Genomic DNA, 17,325 nt, shown 5'->3' on the forward strand with positions numbered 1-17,325 from the left:
AATGACAAGAACCGACGAAAAAGTAAGGTACTTACCCGAAAGTAAGGTTGGGCCCGAAAGCAAGGTTGTGACCGAAAGCAAGTCCGAGACGCTGACGCCGTTGTCGGCGGCGAGCGGCGTCGAGAATGTGCTGCGTATCCTCGAGGGCCGCTGGAAGCTGGTGATCCTGTTTCACCTGTTCGGCGGCAAGGTGCTGCGCTTTTCCGACCTCGAACGGGCTATCCCGGCGATCTCGCAGAAAATGCTGATCCAGCAGTTGCGACAGATGGAGAGCGACGGCATCGTGCGCCGTATCGTGCACCACCAGGTGCCGCCAAAGGTCGAGTACTGCCTGACCGATTGGGGCCAGGCCCTGTGCCCGGCCCTCGACGCCTTGTTGAAATGGGCGGCACTCCGCGACCCTGCGGAAGCTTGACGCAGGTCGCCGGCCTGCAATGCGCCGCGAGCTCCGAAATGACGCTTGTTTTCGGATCGGGACCTCACCATATCGATTCCAGGGAATGATAAAGGTCCCTGACGACAGACCGGAAACCAGAAGGAGTGACGTGATGAAGACGTCGAATCCGGCCTGGAGCGTTCCGGTGAATTGAGGCTGCCCCATGTGCCTCCCTTTGCCGGAACGCCAAGGCGAAGGAGGTGCCAAATGGCACACGAATTTTCATTTCGATGGATCAGGATAGCCGTGATCGGCGCCGCGCTGGCGCTGTCGACGCTGTCGGCGCAGGCGCAGTTTATCTGCGGCGGCCACAGCGACCTCGTCGCGGGACTGGCGCGGGCCTTTCAACAGAAGCAGATCGGCTACGGTGTTGTCGGCCAGGCCGCCATTGTCGAGATCTATGTTTCGGCGAGCGGGACCTGGTCCATGCTGGTGACCGATGTGAACGGCCGAAGCTGTATCTTCGCGACCGGTGATGGATGGGAGAATACCGCCATGGCCGCCGCGCAAGGGATCTGATCGCCGTTCAGCGCGTCGCCGCCGTCTCGGCATGGCCGCGCAGCAGAGCCATGAGCCGCTTGGCATCCTTGGCCGCGGCCTCCTCGTCGCCGTCCAGGATCGAGCGGATCAGCGCGACGTGATGCTCGGCTGACTCGGCCAGGCCCGTATCCGCCTTGTAGCGGAACCAGAAGCGGCGGCTGTGGGTCTGCAGGGGCGCGGCCAGGCGGGCGGCGAACGGATTGTCGGCGGCCAGCGCCAGGGCTTCGTCGAGCGCCTTGTCGGCCTGGACGAAGGCAAGCACATTGCCTGATATGACCGCCTTCTGCATGGCCAGCGCCGCCTCGTGAAACAGGTCGGCGGCCTCGCGGGTGACGAAGCGTGCGGCCGAGCGGGCAAGCACCACCTCGACGCCGCGCCGGGCGTCGAGAACGCGTAACCAGTCGCCGGGATGCAGCGGTGCGATCGCGATGCCGGCGCGTGGCCTGACGTCGAGCAGCCCTTCCCAGGCCAGCCGCTGGATCGCTTCGCGCACCGGCGTGCGGCCGAGCGCCAGCCTTTCGATGAGCGCGCCCTCGGTGACGAAGCTGGCAGGCGCCAGCTCGAGCGTGACGATCATATGCTCGAGCACGCGGTAGGCCTTTGTCGCGGCCGGCTCGGATGTTGATCCTGGTTCGATGGATATCAAAGGCGGTCTCCTGATATATCTAGAATATATCATAATGGATTCCGCATTGACAGCGGCTTTCTTAATAGATATACGACTGATATATCAGATGGAGAGATAGCTATGTGGACCGGAGTTTTCCCCGCAGTCACGACCAAGTTCACCGCCGACGATCGGCTCGATCACGCCGAGATGGAGCGCTGCTTCAACCTGCAGATGGAGGCCGGCTGCGATGGCATCATCGTCTGCGGCTCGCTCGGCGAAGGGCCGATGCTGTCGCATGACGAGAAGATCGAGGTGCTGAAGACCGCGCAGAAAGTCGCCGGCAAGAAGCCGGTGCTGCTGACGGTCAACGAGGCGGGTACACGCGAGGCGGCCAGCATCGCCAAGCGCGCCGCCAAGGAAGGCGCAAACGGCCTGATGGTGGTGCCGAGCCCGATCTACCATACCAATGCGGAAGAGACGGTCGCGGCGCTGCGCGCCGTCGCCGAAGCTGGCGACCTGCCGGTCATGATCTATTCCAATCGCCTTGCCTACCGTGTCGACGTTACCGTCGATCAGATGGAGGAGCTGGCATCCGACAAGCGCTTCGTCGCCATCAAGGAATCCTCCGACGACATCCGCCGCTCGACCGAGATCATCAACCGCCTGGGCAGCCGTTACGACCTGTTCACCGGTGTCGACAATCTGGCTTTCGAGGCACTGTCGGTCGGCGCCATCGGCTGGGTGGCCGGCCTGGTCACCGCGTTCCCGCGCGAGACCGTCGCCATCTATCAGCTCATGAAGCAGGGCCGCCGCGAGGAGGCACTCGCCATCTACCGCTGGTTCCGGCCGCTGCTCGACCTCGACGTCTCGACCTATCTGGTGCAGAACATCAAGCTCGCGGAAGTCTTCGCCATCCACACCAATGACCGTGTGCGCATGCCGCGCCAGCCCCTGTCGGGCGAGCGCCGCAAGGCGGTCGAGAAGATCATCAAGGACGCTCTGGCGGTTCGTCCGAAGCTGCCGCGGTTCTGAGGGCTTTCTTCTCCTGTTCACCGGGGGAAGATGGTCGCGGTCAGGGGAGAGGCAGCATCGACGTGCAGGGAAATTCCAAATCTTCAGACGAGGCGCCCCGCCCCTCATCGCCCCTTCGGGCGCCTTCTCCCCGTGAGCGGGGGGAAGCGGAAGACATCGCCATCATTGGCGGCGGCATCATCGGCATCTGCGCGGCGGCCTTCCTTGCCGAGGCAGGGCGAAACGTAACGGTCTTCGACCGCACCGGGATCTGCGAGGAAACGAGTTCCGGCAATGCCGCCGCCTTTGCCTTCTCCGACGTGCTGCCGCTGGCGCACAAGGGCATGATCAAGAATCTGCCGAAATGGCTGGCCGATCCGCTCGGCCCGCTCAGCATTCCACCCGCCTACCTGCCGAAGCTGCTGCCTTGGCTGATCCGCTTCTGGCGCGCCGGCGCACCGGCGAAATACGAGGCCAGCCTCGCCGCCCAGGCCGGCATGATGAAGCTCGCCGAAGCGGAATGGATGGGCCTGCTCGACCGTTCCGGTACAAGGCGCATGCTGCGCGAGGCTGGTTCGCTCGAATTCTATGAAAGCGAGGCCGAGTTCCGCGCCTCGCTGCCGGGCTGGGCGGCGCGCGAACGTTTCGGCATCGGCTTCCGCCATGTCGAGGGCGAAAGTCTGGCGGATCTGCAGCCGGGCCTTTCACCGCGCTTCATCAAGGGCACCTTCGTGCCGGGCTGGAAGACGGTCGCCGATCCAAAGTTGCTCGGCAAGGCGATATGGGCCTACGCCGAGGCCAGGGGTGCCCGTTTTGAAATGGCGCGCATCGACCGCGTGGCGACGGACCAGGATGGCGCGACACTGACACTGGCCGACGGCACGAGCCGGCAAGCCAGGCAGCTCGTCGTCGCCGCCGGCGCCTGGTCGCATCTCTTGGCACGGCAGCTCGGCGACCGCATCCCGCTGGAGACCGAGCGCGGCTACAACACGACCTTGCCGCGGAACGCCTTCGACGTGAGGCGGCAACTGATCTTCTCGGGCCATGGCTTCGTCATCACGCCGCTCGAAACGGGCCTGCGCGTCGGCGGCGCGGTCGAACTCGGCGGTATCGAGCGGCCGCCCAATTTCAACCGGTCGAAAGCGCTGTTGCGGAAGGCGCAGCAATTCCTGCCGGGGCTCAACCCGTCCGGCGGCCGCGAATGGATGGGGTTCCGGCCCTCACTGCCGGATTCGGTGCCTGTCATCGGCAAGGCGGCGGGAGGCCGGTCGGTTGTCTATGCCTTCGGCCACGGCCATCTCGGCCTGACCCAGGCGGCGGCGACCGGGCGGTTGATCCGGGAGCTCGTCCTGGGGCAGACTCCGCCGGTTGATCTGGCCCCTTTCAGCCCACAACGGTTTTGATTTTCGAGGAGCGACATGGCCAAGAAATCCTTCTTCTGCATCGACGGCCACACTTGCGGCAATCCGGTGCGGCTGGTCGCGGGCGGCGGCCCGCTGCTCGCCGGCTCGACCATGATGGAAAGGCGCGCGCACTTCCTCGCCGAATATGACTGGATCCGCACCGGCCTGATGTTCGAGCCGCGCGGCCATGACGTGATGTCGGGTTCGATCCTCTATCCGCCGACGCGCGAGGATTGCGACATCGCGATCCTGTTCATCGAAACCTCCGGCTGCCTGCCGATGTGCGGCCACGGCACCATAGGCACGGTGACGATGGCGATCGAACACGGGCTGATCAAGCCGAAGACGCCAGGTGTGCTGAGGCTCGACACGCCTGCCGGCCTGGTCATCGCCGAATACAAACAGGTCGGCGAATATGTCGAAGAGGTGCGCATCACCAACGTACCGTCGTTCCTCCATGCCGAAGGCCTGACGGTCGAATGTCCCGGGCTCGGCGAGATCACCGTCGATGTCGCCTATGGCGGCAATTTCTACGCCATCGTGGAGCCGCAGAAGAACTTTCGCGACATGGCGGACTATTCGGCCGGCGACCTTATCGCCTGGAGCCCGGTGGTGCGGCAACGGCTCAACGAGAAATACACCTTCGTGCATCCGGAAAACCCCGGCATCAACCGGCTCTCGCATATGCTGTGGACGGGCGAGCCGACGGTGGAAGGGGCCGATGCCCGCAATGCCGTCTTCTACGGCGACAAGGCGATCGACCGCTCACCGTGCGGCACCGGCACCTCGGCGCGCATGGCGCAACTTCATGCCAAGGGCAAGCTGAAGGCCGGCGATGCCTTCGTGCATGAATCGATCATCGGTTCGCTGTTCAAGGGCAAGGTCGAAAAGGAGGTCACCGTGGCCGGCAAGCCGGCAATCATTCCCTCGATCGGAGGCTGGGCACGGATGACTGGACTGAACACGATCTTCATCGACGACCGCGATCCGTTCGCGCATGGTTTTGTTGTCAAGTAGGAGGAATCCTGCCCTTGCGGAAAGGTGTGTGGCAAAAGAACGAACGCTGTCAGAAACGCAACGATTCGTCCCATCGCCTAATTTTGACGGCGGTTTCTTCGAAACGGAGCGCATTATACGTCTGAATCATCAAGGACATTGCGTTATGCCAATGATAGGGTCCGCGATAGTCCAGGGTCGGGTGCAAAGAATGGGCGGTCGGAACGACGTGAATCGGAAACACGCGGGGCGATCAAAAAAATCACGTTGCAATCCGGGCTCGAAACTTTACGACTAGGGGAAATACGAAAAGGAATGCGTCTGCATGGGCGACATTCCAGGGGAGCCATGTACACATGCAGTACTTTGTCCAGCAGCTTATCAACGGGCTGACGCTGGGATCGATCTATGGGCTGATCGCGATCGGCTACACGATGGTCTACGGCATCATCGGCATGATCAATTTCGCCCATGGCGACATTTTCATGGTCGGCGCCTTCACGGCGCTGATCGTCTTCCTCATCCTCGGCGCGCTGTTTTATTCGGTGCCCGTGGTCGTCGCGCTGCTGGTCATGATGATCGTGGCGATGCTGCTCACCAGCCTCTATAACTGGACGATCGAGAAGGTGGCCTACCGGCCGCTGCGCGGTTCGTTCCGGCTGGCGCCGCTGATCACCGCCATCGGCATGTCGATCGCCCTGTCAAACTTCGTCCAGGTCACGCAAGGCCCGCGCAACAAGCCGATCCCGCCGATGGTCAGCCAGGTCTACAACATCAACGGCGTCAGCGTGTCGCTCAAGCAGATCATCATCGTCGTCGTCACGGCGCTGCTTCTGGTGCTGTTCTGGTACCTGGTCAACAGGACCTCGCTGGGGCGCGCCCAGCGCGCCTGCGAGCAGGACCGCAAGATGGCCGCGCTGCTCGGCATCGACGTCGACCGCACGATCTCGATCACCTTCATCATGGGCGCGGCCCTTGCCGCCGTCGCCGGCACGCTGTTCCTGATGTATTACGGCGTCATCGCCTTCTCCGACGGCTTCGTCCCGGGGGTGAAGGCATTCACCGCGGCGGTGCTTGGCGGCATCGGCTCGCTTCCCGGTGCCGTGCTCGGCGGGTTGCTGATCGGCTTCATCGAGAGCATGTGGTCGGCCTATTTCTCGATCGACTACAAGGACGTGGCGGCGTTCTCGATCCTGGCCATCGTGCTGATCTTCCTGCCTTCCGGCATATTGGGCCGGCCAGAAGTCGAAAAGGTCTGAGACCATGGCCGTGACCGTTTCTCCCGACCGCGACACCGTCGCCAACCCCGTGCCGCGCGCATTGCGCGAGGCCTTCTATGCCGGCGCCATCGCGCTTGGCCTGTTCGTGCTGTTCATCGGACTCAGAACCGACCAGAACATGTCCAACGAACTGGTCGTAGTGCAGCGCTGGGGCCTGCTCGCCGCCGTGGTCATCGCGACCGCGGTCGGACGCTTCCTATATGTCGCCTATGGCCAACCCTTCATGGCCAACCAGAAGATCGCCAACGTAGCCACCGGCCTGTTGCCGGCCAGCGTGGCGTCGCGTTTCTTCACGCTGCCGGCCTTCATCGGGGCCATCGTCGCGGCGGTGCTGTTGTTCGTGTTCAACAGCTCGCTCGCCGGATGGGTGGGAGCGGAACCAGCGGGCTACCTGCAATTCCTGCGCGCCCTGGCGGTCATCTATGCGCTGGCCTGCGTGATCTACTACTTCCGTGGCTTCATCCATGCCAACTTCACCAAGCTCGGCATTGCCGCGCTGGTGCTCTATCCGATTCTTGTCGTCGCCGTGCTGTCGCTTATGTCGTGGTCTGTCGCCACCGGGCTGCAGGGCTCACTGAAATGGGTCGACAATTTCGGCATCCAGATCCTGATCTATGTGATGCTGGCCTGGGGACTGAACATCGTCGTCGGCCTCGCCGGCCTGCTCGACCTCGGCTACGTCGCCTTCTACGCGGTCGGCGCCTATGCCTATGCGCTGCTCGCCACGCATTTCGGCCTGTCGTTCTGGATTCTCCTGCCGGCCGCGGGCGCCATGGCGGCGCTGTGGGGGGTATTGCTCGGGTTCCCGGTGCTGCGCCTGCGCGGCGACTACCTGGCGATCGTGACGCTGGCCTTCGGTGAGATCATCCGCCTGGTGCTGATCAACTGGCGCGACGTCACCAACGGCTCGGCCGGCATTTCTGGCATTCCGAAAGTCACCTTCTTCGGCCTGATGACCTTCAACGTTTCGGACCCCAACTACATCGCCAAGGTTCTGCACCTCGCGACCTCGAGCGCCTACTACAAGATTTTTCTCTACTACCTCATCCTGGCGCTGGCGCTGCTCACCGCCTTCGTCACGATCCGGCTGCGGCGCATGCCTGTCGGCCGTGCCTGGGAAGCGCTGCGCGAGGACGAGATCGCCTGCCGCTCGCTCGGCATCAACACGACGACGACCAAGCTGACGGCGTTTGCCACCGGCGCCATGTTCGGCGGGTTCGCCGGCTCGTTCTTCGCCGCGCGGCAAGGTTTCGTCAGCCCCGAATCCTTCGTCTTCCTGGAATCGGCAATCATCCTGGCCATCGTCGTGCTCGGCGGCATGGGGTCGCTGGTCGGCATCGCGGTCGCCGCGATGGTGATGATCGGCGGCACCGAGGCGCTGCGCGAACTCGACTTCCTCAAGCAGGTCTTCGGGCCTGATTTCACCCCGGAACTCTACCGCATGCTTCTGTTCGGCATGGCCATGGTCATCGTCATGCTGTGGAAGCCGCGCGGCTTCGTCGGCAGTCGTGAACCAACCGCCTTCCTCAAGGAACGAAGAGCTGTCTCAAGCTCCTTCACCAAGGAGGGCCACGGCTGATGAATGCGACCACGCAAATGAAAGAAGCCATCCTGCAGGTCGATCATCTGTCGATGAAGTTCGGCGGCCTGGTCGCCATCGGCGACCTGTCCTTCACCGCCAGGCGCGGCGAGATCACGGCGCTGATCGGCCCCAACGGCGCCGGCAAGACCACCGTGTTCAACTGCATCACCGGCTTCTACAAGCCGTCGGAAGGCATGATCACGCTCAACCGTGCCGACGGTTCGAGCTATTTGCTCGAACGTTTGCCCAACCATGAGATCCCGGCGCGCGCCAAGGTGGCGCGTACCTTCCAGAACATCCGCCTGTTCTCGGGCATGACGCTGCTGGAGAACCTTCTGGTCGCCCAGCACAACAAGCTGATGAAGGCATCGGGCTATACCATCCTGGGCCTGTTCGGCTTCAGCGGCTACCGCAAGGCCTCGGCCGAATCGGTGGACCTGGCCAGGCACTGGCTCGAGAAGGCCGATCTCGTCGACCGGGCCGACGATCCGGCCGGCGACCTGCCCTACGGCGCGCAGCGGCGTCTCGAAATCGCGCGTGCCATGTGCACCGGGCCCGAGCTTCTGTGCCTCGACGAGCCGGCGGCCGGCCTCAATCCGAAGGAATCGGCTGCACTCAATGAACTCCTGATGGACATCAAGCATACGACCGGCACCTCGATCCTCCTGATCGAGCACGACATGTCGGTGGTCATGCAGATTTCCGACCACGTCGTGGTGCTTGAATACGGCCGCAAGATCTCCGACGGCAATCCGCAGTCGGTGCGCACCGACCCGCGCGTCATCGCCGCCTATCTCGGCGTTGACGACGAGGAGGTCGAGACCGTGCTGACCGAGGTCGGCGACGAGGACGTCATCGAGCAGCTCGACATTGGACCGGATGCCGCGCATGGCCCGGGGACATCGTCGTCCTACCTGGCAGGACCGGTGACCGACACCGTCGGACACAGCGACGGCGAGCGCGTCACTGTGTCGAAGGGCGCCTCGAAGGCGGCGCAGGTCGATGCCCGCGCGGCCACCGTGGCGAGCAAACCGGTCGGGACACCATCAAGGCCGGCCGCGAAGGCCGGAGCGACGAAGGCCGCACCGAAGAAAACCGCCGCCAAGGCGCCCGCGGCGAAGGCTGAAGGCATTTCGAACCGCCTTGCCGCCCCTCGCGGCGGCAAGGCGGACAATCTGACCCGCATCAAGGGCATCGGCACGGTCAACGAGAAGAAGCTCAACGAACACGGCATCTTCCACTTCGACCAGATCGGCGCCTGGAAGAAGGCCGATGTCGAGGCGGCCGAAGCCTATCTCGCCTTCGACGGGCGCATAGCGCGCGAGGAGTGGGTCAAGCAGGCCAAGCTGCTCGGTCGGGGCAAGGATACGGAATTCTCGCGCCGTGTCGACGCGGGCAAGGTGGCGACCAGCCATGCTTCGGCAAAGAGTGCCAGTGCGGCTTCGAAGACCGCAAATGCGGCTTCGGGGAAGGCGGCGGCCAAACCTGTGTCGAGCAAGCGTGGAGGGGGCAAATAATGGCCGGGACAAGGCTGCTCGATATCAAGGGCGTTGAGACCTACTACGGCAACATCCGGGCGCTGAACGGCGTCGATGTCTCCGTCAATGAGGGCGAGATCGTGGCGCTGATCGGCGCCAACGGCGCCGGCAAGTCGACGCTGATGATGACCATCTTTGGGGCTCCGCGCGCCCGCACGGGCACCATCACCTTCGCCGGCACGGACATCACCCAGATGCCGACGCACGAAATCGCGCGCATGCGCATCGCGCAATCACCCGAAGGCCGGCGCATCTTCCCGCGCATGACGGTGATGGAAAACCTGCAAATGGGCGCCAGCCTCGACAACCTCAAGCACTATGACGAGGACGTCGAGAAGGTGTTCACGTTGTTCCCGCGGCTGAAGGAGCGCATCGCCCAGCGCGGCGGCACGCTGTCGGGCGGCGAGCAGCAAATGCTGTCGATCGGACGCGCGCTGATGGCGCGGCCGAAACTGCTTCTGCTCGACGAGCCGTCGCTGGGGCTGGCGCCGCTGATCGTCAAGCAGATATTCGATGCCATCCGCGAATTGAACCGCACCCAAGGGCTGACCGTGTTCCTCGTCGAGCAGAACGCCTTCGGCGCGCTGAAGCTCGCCACGCGCGGCTATGTCATGGTCAACGGCAATGTGACGATGAGCGGCACAGGCAAGGAACTGCTCGCCAATCCGGAAGTGCGCGCCGCCTATCTCGAAGGCGGACATCACTGAGTTTCAGGAGTCCTCACCATGCAAGGCATTCTCTATGAGGAACCGTCGATCTGGCAGTTCTTCTTCGTCACCTGCCTGCTCGGCGGCTGGGCAGCCTGGATGACCGGCAAGGCCAGCGCCCAGACATGGCGCAGCTTCATCCAGCTGTTCGCTTATGTGCTCGGGCTCGGCATCGGCATCCGCTTCATCCACCATGCGCTGTTCAACGGCACGATGTTCTCGCTGCATTACTATATCGTCGACACCATCGTACTGATGATACTGGGCTTCGTCGGCTATCAATACACACGAACCAACCAGATGGTCACACAGTATAATTGGCTCTACGAAAGAGCTTCAATCTTGAGCTGGAAACCGAAAGGTTGAGGCTCATCAATAACGCCGCGTCAGGGATGAATCGGCGTGACAAGTGCCTGAAAATCGGCAAACTATGCTTTCTGCGATAAGGGTGGGCATCGCATGAAAGCTTCATCCACGCCCACTCCGTTAATGGGAGCGTTTAAATGAAAAAGTCACTTTTGTCCGCCGTTGCCCTGACCGCGCTGGTCGCGTTCAGCGGCAATGCGTGGGCTGATGTCCTGTTCGGCGTCGCCGGTCCGATCACCGGTCCGAACGCGGCCTTCGGCGCACAGCTGCAGAAGGGCGCCGAAGCGGCCGTCGCCGCAATCAATGCCAAGGGCGGCATCAATGGCGAGCAGATCAAGCTCGAAGTCGGCGACGACGTCTCCGATCCGAAGCAGGGTATCTCGGTCGCCAACAAGTTCGTCGGCGACGGCGTCAAGTTCGTGGTCGGCCACTTCAACTCGGGCGTCTCGATCCCGGCCTCGGAAGTCTACGCTGAAAACAACATCGTCGAAGTCACGCCGGCCGCGACCAATCCGAAGTTCACCGAGCGTGGCCTGTGGAACGTGTTCCGTACCTGCGGACGCGACGACCAGCAGGGCGGCATCGCCGGCGCCTATATCGCGGCGAATTTCAAGGATGCCAAGGTCGCCGTCGTGCACGACAAGACGCCTTACGGCCAGGGCCTCGCCGACGAAACCAAGAAGGCGATGAATGCCGCCGGCGTCAAGGAAGTGATGTATGAAGGCGTCAATGTCGGCGACAAGGACTTCTCGGCGCTCATCGCCAAGATGAAGGAAGCCGGCGTTACCCTGATCTACTGGGGTGGCCTGCACACCGAAGCCGGCCTGATCATCCGCCAGTCCGCGGACCAGGGCCTCAAGGCCACGCTGATGTCGGGTGACGGCATCGTCACCGACGAACTTGCCGCGATCGCGGGCGACGCCGTCGCCGGCACGCTCAACACGTTCGGCCCCGACCCGCGCCTGATCCCGGCCAACAAGGAACTCGTCGAGAAGTTCCGTGCGCAGGGCTTCGAGCCTGAAGCCTACACGCTCTACGCCTATGCCGCCGTGCAGGCGATCGCCGAGGCTGCCACCAACGCCAAGTCGAACGACCCGCAGGCTGTTGCCAAGGCACTGCATGAAAACGGACCGTACCCGACCGTTCTGGGCGATCTTGCCTATGACGCCAAGGGCGACCCGAAGCTGCCGGGCTACATCATGTACGAGTGGAAGAAGAAGGACGACGGAAAGTATTCCTGGTTCCCGAAATAAGCTGCTCCAGCAGTCTGATATCCATGATGCCCGGCGCGTTGCGCCGGGCATTTTCTTTGGCGCTCCGCAGCGGCCGATGACCTTCTTCTTCGCCGGGCCAGAGCGCATCCAGGATTGGAATTGTCGCCCTTGTTCCGCCGGTTCGGGCCAAGGCGTGCGAGTGTTGGCCGGATAATTGATTTAAATCGGTTTAAATCAGCATTGATTTTGTTTGCACTGCAGCATTTTCACGCTAATCATTGCACCGATTTCCCGTCCCTTCCGCTACTGGAGCCCAGTCCTTGGCAATCACGAAGATCCTCGTCGCCAACCGGTCAGAAATCGCCATCCGCGTCTTTCGCGCGGCCAACGAACTGGGCCTCAAAACCGTGGCGATCTGGGCCGAGGAAGACAAATATTCGCTGCACCGCTTCAAGGCCGACGAAAGCTACCAGGTCGGGCGCGGCCCGCATCTCAACAAGGACATGGGGCCGATCGAGAGTTATCTGTCGATCGAGGAAGTGATCCGCGTCGCCAGGCTTTCAGGCGCCGATGCCATTCACCCGGGCTACGGGCTGCTGTCCGAAAGCCCCGAATTCGCCGAAGCCTGCGCGCAAGCCGGCATCACCTTCATCGGCCCGAAGCCGGACACGATGCGCCGCCTTGGCAACAAGGTCGCGGCGCGCAACCTCGCCATCGAGGTCGGCGTGCCGGTGATCCCAGCCACGGATCCGTTGCCGGACGATATGGAGGCGGTCAAGAAACTGGCCAAGGAGATCGGCTATCCGGTGATGCTGAAGGCCTCGTGGGGCGGCGGTGGACGCGGCATGCGCGCCATCCGGTCCGAGGCCGATCTCGCCCGCGAAGTCACGGAAGGCAAGCGCGAGGCCAAGGCCGCCTTCGGCAAGGACGAGGTCTATCTCGAAAAGCTGATCGAACGCGCCCGCCATGTCGAGGTGCAGGTGCTTGGCGACACGCACGGCAATGTCGTGCACCTGTTCGAGCGCGACTGCTCGATCCAGCGCCGCAACCAGAAGGTCGTCGAACGGGCGCCCGCTCCCTATCTCGAAATGTCGCAGCGCGAGGAGCTTTGCGGCCATGCGCTGAAGATCGCGCGCGAAACCAGCTATATCGGTGCCGGCACGGTCGAGTTCCTGCAGGATGCCGATACCGGAAAATTCTATTTCATCGAGGTCAATCCGCGCATCCAGGTCGAGCATACCGTCACCGAGCAGGTGACCGGCATCGACATCGTCAAGGCGCAGATACACATCCTCGACGGCTTCGCCATCGGCACACCGCAATCGGGCGTGCCGGCGCAGAGGGACATCAGGCTGAATGGCCATGCCCTGCAGTGCCGCATCACCACCGAGGATCCCGAGCACAATTTCATTCCGGACTATGGCCGCATCACCGCCTATCGCGGTGCCACCGGCTTCGGCATCCGCCTCGATGGCGGCACCGCCTATTCAGGCGCGGTCATCACCCGCTTCTACGATCCGCTGCTGGAGAAGGTGACGGCGTGGGCGCCAACACCGGCCGAGACGATTGCCCGCATGAACCGCGCGCTGCGCGAATTCCGCATCCGCGGCGTCGCCACCAACCTCACCTTCCTCGAAGCGATCATCAACCACCCGAGCTTCGCGGACAATTCCTATACGACCAAGTTCATCGACACGACACCGGAGCTTTTCCAGCAGGTCAAGCGCCAGGACCGCGCGACCAAGCTGCTCAACTACCTGGCCGATGTCAGCGTCAATGGCCATCCCGAGACGCGCGGCCGGCCGATGCCGAAGGCCGATGCGGCCGCACCGGTCGTACCTTACCTCAACGGCAATGTGCCCGGCGGCAGCAAGCAGAAGCTCGACGTGCTCGGGCCGGAGAAATTCGCCGCCTGGATGCGCGAACAGAAAGAGGTGCTGGTCACCGACACGACGATGCGTGACGGCCACCAGTCGCTGCTGGCCACGCGCGTGCGCACACACGACATCGCCGGCATCGCCGGCACCTATGCGCGCGCCCTGCCGCAGCTTCTGTCGCTCGAATGCTGGGGCGGTGCCACCTTCGACGTCGCCATGCGCTTCCTCACCGAGGATCCGTGGGAGCGGCTCTCGCTGGTGCGCGAGGCGGCCCCCAACCTTTTGCTGCAGATGCTGCTGCGCGGCGCCAACGGTGTTGGCTACACCAACTATCCCGACAATGTCGTGCAGCATTTCGTCAAGCAGGCGGCGAGCGGCGGTATCGACCTGTTCCGCGTCTTCGATTGCCTGAACTGGGTCGAGAATATGCGCGTCGCCATGGACGCCGTCGGCGCCGAGGGCAAGCTGATCGAAGCGGCGATGTGCTACACCGGCGACATTCTCGACCCGGCGCGGGCCAAGTACGACCTGAAATATTATGTCGGGCTGGCGAGCGAACTGCAGGCCGCCGGCGCCCACATCATCGCCGTCAAGGACATGGCCGGACTGCTGAAGCCGGCGGCGGCGCGCGTGCTGTTCAAGGCGCTGCGCGAGGCCACCGACCTGCCGATCCATTTCCATACCCATGACACGTCGGGCCTGTCGGCGGCGACCGTGCTGGCGGCGGTGGAGAGCGGCGTCGACGCCATCGACGCGGCGATGGATGCCTTCTCCGGCAACACATCGCAGCCTTGCCTGGGGTCGATCGTCGAGGCGCTGAAGGGCACCGAGCGTGACCCGGGCCTCGATCCGCAATGGATCCGCAAGATCTCGTTCTACTGGGAAGCGGTGCGCAACCAGTATGCCGCCTTCGAAAGCGACCTGAAAGGGCCGGCTTCGGAAGTCTACCTGCACGAAATGCCGGGCGGACAGTTCACCAACCTCAAGGAACAGGCGCGTTCGCTCGGACTGGAGACACGCTGGCACGAGGTGGCGCAGACCTATCATGACGTCAACCTGATGTTCGGCGACATCGTCAAGGTGACGCCGTCGTCCAAGGTCGTCGGCGACATGGCGCTGATGATGGTGAGCCAGGACCTGACTGTCGCCGATGTCGAGAATCCGGCCAGGGATATCGCCTTCCCGGACTCGGTCGTCTCGATGCTGCGCGGCGATCTCGGCCAGTCGCCGGGGGGCTGGCCGGCGGCGCTGCAGAAGAAGGCGCTGAAGGGCGACAAGCCGATCACGGCGCGGCCCGGATCGCTGCTCAAGCCGGCCGACCTCAAGGCCAGCCGCAAGGAAATCGAGGAGAAGCTGGAGCGCAAGCTGTCGGAATACGAGTTCGCCTCGTGGCTCATGTATCCGAAGGTCTTTACCGACTTTGCCGGCGCGCAAGAGACCTACGGCCCGGTCAGCGTCCTGCCGACGCCGACCTATTTCTACGGCATGAAATCCGAAGACGAGATCTTTATCGACATCGAGAAAGGCAAGACGCTGGTCGTGCGTTGCCTCGCCATCGGCGATGTCGACGAGAAGGGCATGGTCACCGTGTTCTTCGAACTCAACGGCCAGCCGCGTCGCGTGAAGGTGCCTGACCGGGCGCATGGCGCTTCCGCCGCCAAGGCCCGGCGCAAGGCCGAGCCGGGCAACGAGGCGCATGTCGGCGCGCCGATGCCGGGCGTGGTCTCCGCCCTTTCCGTCACGACCGGCCAGGCGGTGAAGGCGGGTGACGTGCTGCTCTCCATCGAAGCCATGAAGATGGAGACAGCTCTGCATGCCGAGCGCGACGGTACCGTCGCCGAGGTGCTGGTCAAGGCCGGCGACCAGATCGATGCCAAGGATCTGCTGATCGCCTTTAACTGAGAGCTCGCGAAAGCGCGGCCAGGCTGTCGGCTTCTGTCGGCAGCCCTTGGCGGGCTGTTCGATAACGGCTTGACCCGCCGCCCTCGGTCGGGCATCGAACCGCTGAAATTCGCTGCCGGCAACTTTGCGAGTCGCGGCGCAGAAACAATCCTTGGAGAAGAACATGGCCGACGATATCACCGAGACCAGCCAGACTGTTGCCGCCGGCCAGCTGCGTGCCCTCATCGAGCGCATCGAGCGACTCGAGGAAGAAAAGAAGACGATCGCCGACGACATCAAGGAGGTGTTCGCCGAGGCCAAGGGCACCGGCTTCGACACCAAGGCGATACGCACCATCATCCGTCTGCGCAAGAAGGACCAGGCCGAACGCCAGGAAGAGGACGCCATCCTCGATCTGTACATGGCCGCGCTCGGCATGGAGTAGGACCAGAGCGTTCTCCGTTTCACGCAAACGGCGAACTGCCTATCTCTTTGTCGACGCAATTCCCAGGGGAAACCGTTTCACACGTTTCCTGGAATTGCTTTGGCCGCCCGGAGCCCGATGCGCCTGCAGGAGATCTGGTTTGAACCATGAGCGAATTCGACTTCGGCGGCCGCCGCGCCTCGGAATTCCGCCATCGCGGCTTCTGGACGCTGTTCGCTGAGCGGCATCCGGAAGAAAGAGCCCGGCTGGCACGGCGCGGGCCCTGGTTCTGGCAGCGCGGGTTGCCCGACTTCGCCCTGGTCATTTCCATGTATGTCGCGCCGGCGCAGAACCATGTCGGCGTCTTCTTCGGCCGCAACGAGAAGTTCGGCGCGACGCACAGCTGGTCACGGCTGAAGCCGTTCCAACCGGCGATCGAAGCCAGGCTGAAGCTCCGGCCGGAACAAAGCTGCGAGGGCCTCGGCATCAATTCGATGTGGCGGGTCAATTGCTTTGCCGAGGATAACTGGCCGGCGATGACCGACTGGCTGGTGACCGAATGCTCGCGTGTCGAGCGCGCCGTCGCCGAAGTGCTCGGGCAGGGGTAGGGCGCCGGTGTCCCAGGACGGCGTCAGGTCCTTCTTCCGCTCGCGTTGGCTTGGCCAGGTGCCGATCGACCGGCTGTTCTGGCGCGACATGCTGATGGTCGGGACGGGGATCAGCATTTCATCGTCCGCGGCAGCGCTGATCCTGCTGGGGCTGAAGATGCCGCTCGGCCTCGTGCTGGCGGTGCATTTCGCACCGGTGCCCTACAACATCTTTCTCACCATAGCGGTCTGGCGGACGGCCGAGACATCAGGCACCAAGGCATTGTTGATGATGCTGGGCTCGGCGCTCTGGCTGATCGCGACGGTTGTCGTCTGAGGCGATAGTCAGTTGAGCGCGTACGAAAAGGGCGGCCGAAGCCGCCCTTGCCGAAAGCTGCAGGATATCGTTCAGGCCGCGGGCTCGAAGGTCAGCGCCACGCCGTTGATGCAGTAGCGCAGGCCGGTCGGCGGCGGGCCGTCCTCGAAGACATGGCCGAGATGGCTGCCGCAGCGAGCACAGTGGCATTCGGTGCGGACCATGCCGTAGCTGCGGTCGACCGTGGTCTCGATCGAACCCGGTACCGGGTCGTTGAAACTCGGCCAGCCGGTGCCGCTTTCGAACTTCAGCTTGGATTCGAACAGCGGCTGGTCGCAGCCGACGCAGAAGAAGGTGCCGGCGCGCTTCTCGTGGAGAAGGGCGCAGCTTCCGGGACGCTCGGTGCCGTGGTTGCGCATGACCGCATACTGCTCCGGCGTCAACCGGGCGCGCCATTCGGCATCGGTGCGGGTGACAGGGTAGGTGTGGGTGTCCATTTAATCTCCTCAGCCTTGGCGGCTCGTTATTGGTTGCAGCTCATATTCGCATCAACATAG

The 17,325-nt window shown here is 63.3% G+C and carries 17 protein-coding genes; 15 read left to right on the forward strand and 2 right to left on the reverse strand.

What is annotated here, in order from left to right; all coding sequences use genetic code 11:
* Window positions 1-91 precede the first annotated feature (91 nt).
* Together EB230_RS06725 and EB230_RS06730 are read left to right on the forward strand one after the other, a co-directional pair.
* Complete coding sequence (locus EB230_RS06725; RefSeq protein ID WP_056576460.1) at window positions 92-415, forward strand: winged helix-turn-helix transcriptional regulator; 324 nt, start codon at window positions 92-94, stop codon at window positions 413-415.
* Between the two features lie 267 nt (window positions 416-682).
* Window positions 683-955 (forward strand): hypothetical protein, encoded by a 273-nt coding sequence (locus EB230_RS06730; RefSeq protein WP_081295016.1) that lies wholly within the window; start codon window positions 683-685, stop codon window positions 953-955.
* Window positions 956-962: 7 nt separating this feature from the next.
* Here the strand turns inward: EB230_RS06730 and EB230_RS06735 are convergent, their stop codons facing one another.
* Complete coding sequence (locus tag EB230_RS06735; protein ID WP_056575285.1) at window positions 963-1,655, reverse strand: GntR family transcriptional regulator; 693 nt, start codon at window positions 1,653-1,655, stop codon at window positions 963-965.
* 69 nt (window positions 1,656-1,724) lie between these two features.
* Here EB230_RS06735 and EB230_RS06740 point away from each other — a divergent pair, with 69 nt between their 5' ends.
* The 13 genes from EB230_RS06740 to EB230_RS06800 all read left to right on the forward strand — a co-directional run bounded on the left by EB230_RS06740 (window position 1,725) and on the right by EB230_RS06800 (window position 16,789).
* A complete protein-coding gene (locus EB230_RS06740) occupies window positions 1,725-2,618 on the forward strand; it encodes a dihydrodipicolinate synthase family protein (RefSeq protein WP_065005505.1) in 894 nt (297 codons plus the stop codon).
* 62 nt (window positions 2,619-2,680) lie between these two features.
* Complete coding sequence (locus EB230_RS06745; RefSeq protein ID WP_172371894.1) at window positions 2,681-4,000, forward strand: FAD-binding oxidoreductase; 1,320 nt, start codon at window positions 2,681-2,683, stop codon at window positions 3,998-4,000.
* A 15-nt stretch (window positions 4,001-4,015) separates the two neighbouring features.
* The gene (locus EB230_RS06750; RefSeq protein ID WP_056575294.1) at window positions 4,016-5,017 is read left to right on the forward strand and encodes a 4-hydroxyproline epimerase; all 1,002 of its coding nucleotides are present in this window, start codon (window positions 4,016-4,018) and stop codon (window positions 5,015-5,017) included.
* Window positions 5,018-5,352: 335 nt separating this feature from the next.
* A complete protein-coding gene (locus EB230_RS06755) occupies window positions 5,353-6,255 on the forward strand; it encodes a branched-chain amino acid ABC transporter permease (RefSeq protein ID WP_056575296.1) in 903 nt (300 codons plus the stop codon).
* A 4-nt stretch (window positions 6,256-6,259) separates the two neighbouring features.
* On the forward strand, window positions 6,260-7,855 hold the full coding sequence (gene livM / locus EB230_RS06760) for a high-affinity branched-chain amino acid ABC transporter permease LivM (protein WP_056575299.1): 1,596 nt from the start codon (window positions 6,260-6,262) through the stop codon (window positions 7,853-7,855).
* Window positions 7,855-9,375: an ATP-binding cassette domain-containing protein gene (locus EB230_RS06765; RefSeq protein WP_246738921.1), complete on the forward strand. Its 1,521-nt coding sequence runs from the start codon at window positions 7,855-7,857 to the stop codon at window positions 9,373-9,375. The genes livM and EB230_RS06765 overlap by 1 nt, the downstream gene beginning before the upstream one ends.
* Window positions 9,375-10,103: an ABC transporter ATP-binding protein gene (locus EB230_RS06770; protein WP_056575304.1), complete on the forward strand. Its 729-nt coding sequence runs from the start codon at window positions 9,375-9,377 to the stop codon at window positions 10,101-10,103. The genes EB230_RS06765 and EB230_RS06770 overlap by 1 nt, the downstream gene beginning before the upstream one ends.
* Window positions 10,104-10,121: 18 nt before the next feature.
* Complete coding sequence (locus tag EB230_RS06775) at window positions 10,122-10,469, forward strand: DUF6867 family protein (protein WP_056575307.1); 348 nt, start codon at window positions 10,122-10,124, stop codon at window positions 10,467-10,469.
* A gap of 137 nt (window positions 10,470-10,606) precedes the next feature.
* Complete coding sequence (locus EB230_RS06780) at window positions 10,607-11,722, forward strand: branched-chain amino acid ABC transporter substrate-binding protein (protein ID WP_056575311.1); 1,116 nt, start codon at window positions 10,607-10,609, stop codon at window positions 11,720-11,722.
* Window positions 11,723-12,003: 281 nt separating this feature from the next.
* Window positions 12,004-15,462, forward strand: coding sequence for a pyruvate carboxylase (gene pyc / locus EB230_RS06785; RefSeq protein ID WP_172371895.1), 3,459 nt, complete (start codon window positions 12,004-12,006; stop codon window positions 15,460-15,462).
* Window positions 15,463-15,625: 163 nt separating this feature from the next.
* A complete protein-coding gene (locus tag EB230_RS06790; RefSeq protein WP_027053014.1) occupies window positions 15,626-15,886 on the forward strand; it encodes a DUF2312 domain-containing protein in 261 nt (86 codons plus the stop codon).
* Between the two features lie 146 nt (window positions 15,887-16,032).
* Window positions 16,033-16,473, forward strand: a complete 441-nt coding sequence (locus EB230_RS06795) for a hypothetical protein (RefSeq protein ID WP_172371896.1) — start codon at window positions 16,033-16,035, stop codon at window positions 16,471-16,473.
* A 7-nt stretch (window positions 16,474-16,480) separates the two neighbouring features.
* Window positions 16,481-16,789, forward strand: coding sequence for a hypothetical protein (locus EB230_RS06800; RefSeq protein ID WP_172371898.1), 309 nt, complete (start codon window positions 16,481-16,483; stop codon window positions 16,787-16,789).
* A gap of 71 nt (window positions 16,790-16,860) precedes the next feature.
* On the opposite strand, the gene msrB is transcribed toward EB230_RS06800, so the two are convergent.
* Entirely contained in the window at window positions 16,861-17,265 is a 405-nt protein-coding gene (gene msrB, locus EB230_RS06805) for a peptide-methionine (R)-S-oxide reductase MsrB (RefSeq protein WP_056575320.1), read from the reverse strand.
* Window positions 17,266-17,325: the final 60 nt, after the last annotated feature.

The sequence above is a fragment of the Mesorhizobium sp. NZP2234 genome (assembly GCF_013170765.1).
GTDB lineage: Bacteria > Pseudomonadota > Alphaproteobacteria > Rhizobiales > Rhizobiaceae > Mesorhizobium > Mesorhizobium loti_D.

Coding starts and splice junctions, on each gene's coding strand:
- EB230_RS06735 (WP_056575285.1), bottom strand. CDS start 1,655: ATGATATATTCTAGATATATCAGGAGACCGCCTTTGATATCCATCGAA.
- EB230_RS06740 (WP_065005505.1), top strand. CDS start 1,725: ATGTGGACCGGAGTTTTCCCCGCAGTCACGACCAAGTTCACCGCCGAC.
- EB230_RS06750 (WP_056575294.1), top strand. CDS start 4,016: ATGGCCAAGAAATCCTTCTTCTGCATCGACGGCCACACTTGCGGCAAT.
- EB230_RS06755 (WP_056575296.1), top strand. CDS start 5,353: ATGCAGTACTTTGTCCAGCAGCTTATCAACGGGCTGACGCTGGGATCG.
- livM (WP_056575299.1), top strand. CDS start 6,260: ATGGCCGTGACCGTTTCTCCCGACCGCGACACCGTCGCCAACCCCGTG.
- EB230_RS06765 (WP_246738921.1), top strand. CDS start 7,855: ATGAATGCGACCACGCAAATGAAAGAAGCCATCCTGCAGGTCGATCAT.
- EB230_RS06770 (WP_056575304.1), top strand. CDS start 9,375: ATGGCCGGGACAAGGCTGCTCGATATCAAGGGCGTTGAGACCTACTAC.
- EB230_RS06775 (WP_056575307.1), top strand. CDS start 10,122: ATGCAAGGCATTCTCTATGAGGAACCGTCGATCTGGCAGTTCTTCTTC.
- EB230_RS06780 (WP_056575311.1), top strand. CDS start 10,607: ATGAAAAAGTCACTTTTGTCCGCCGTTGCCCTGACCGCGCTGGTCGCG.
- EB230_RS06790 (WP_027053014.1), top strand. CDS start 15,626: ATGGCCGACGATATCACCGAGACCAGCCAGACTGTTGCCGCCGGCCAG.
- EB230_RS06795 (WP_172371896.1), top strand. CDS start 16,033: ATGAGCGAATTCGACTTCGGCGGCCGCCGCGCCTCGGAATTCCGCCAT.
- msrB (WP_056575320.1), bottom strand. CDS start 17,265: ATGGACACCCACACCTACCCTGTCACCCGCACCGATGCCGAATGGCGC.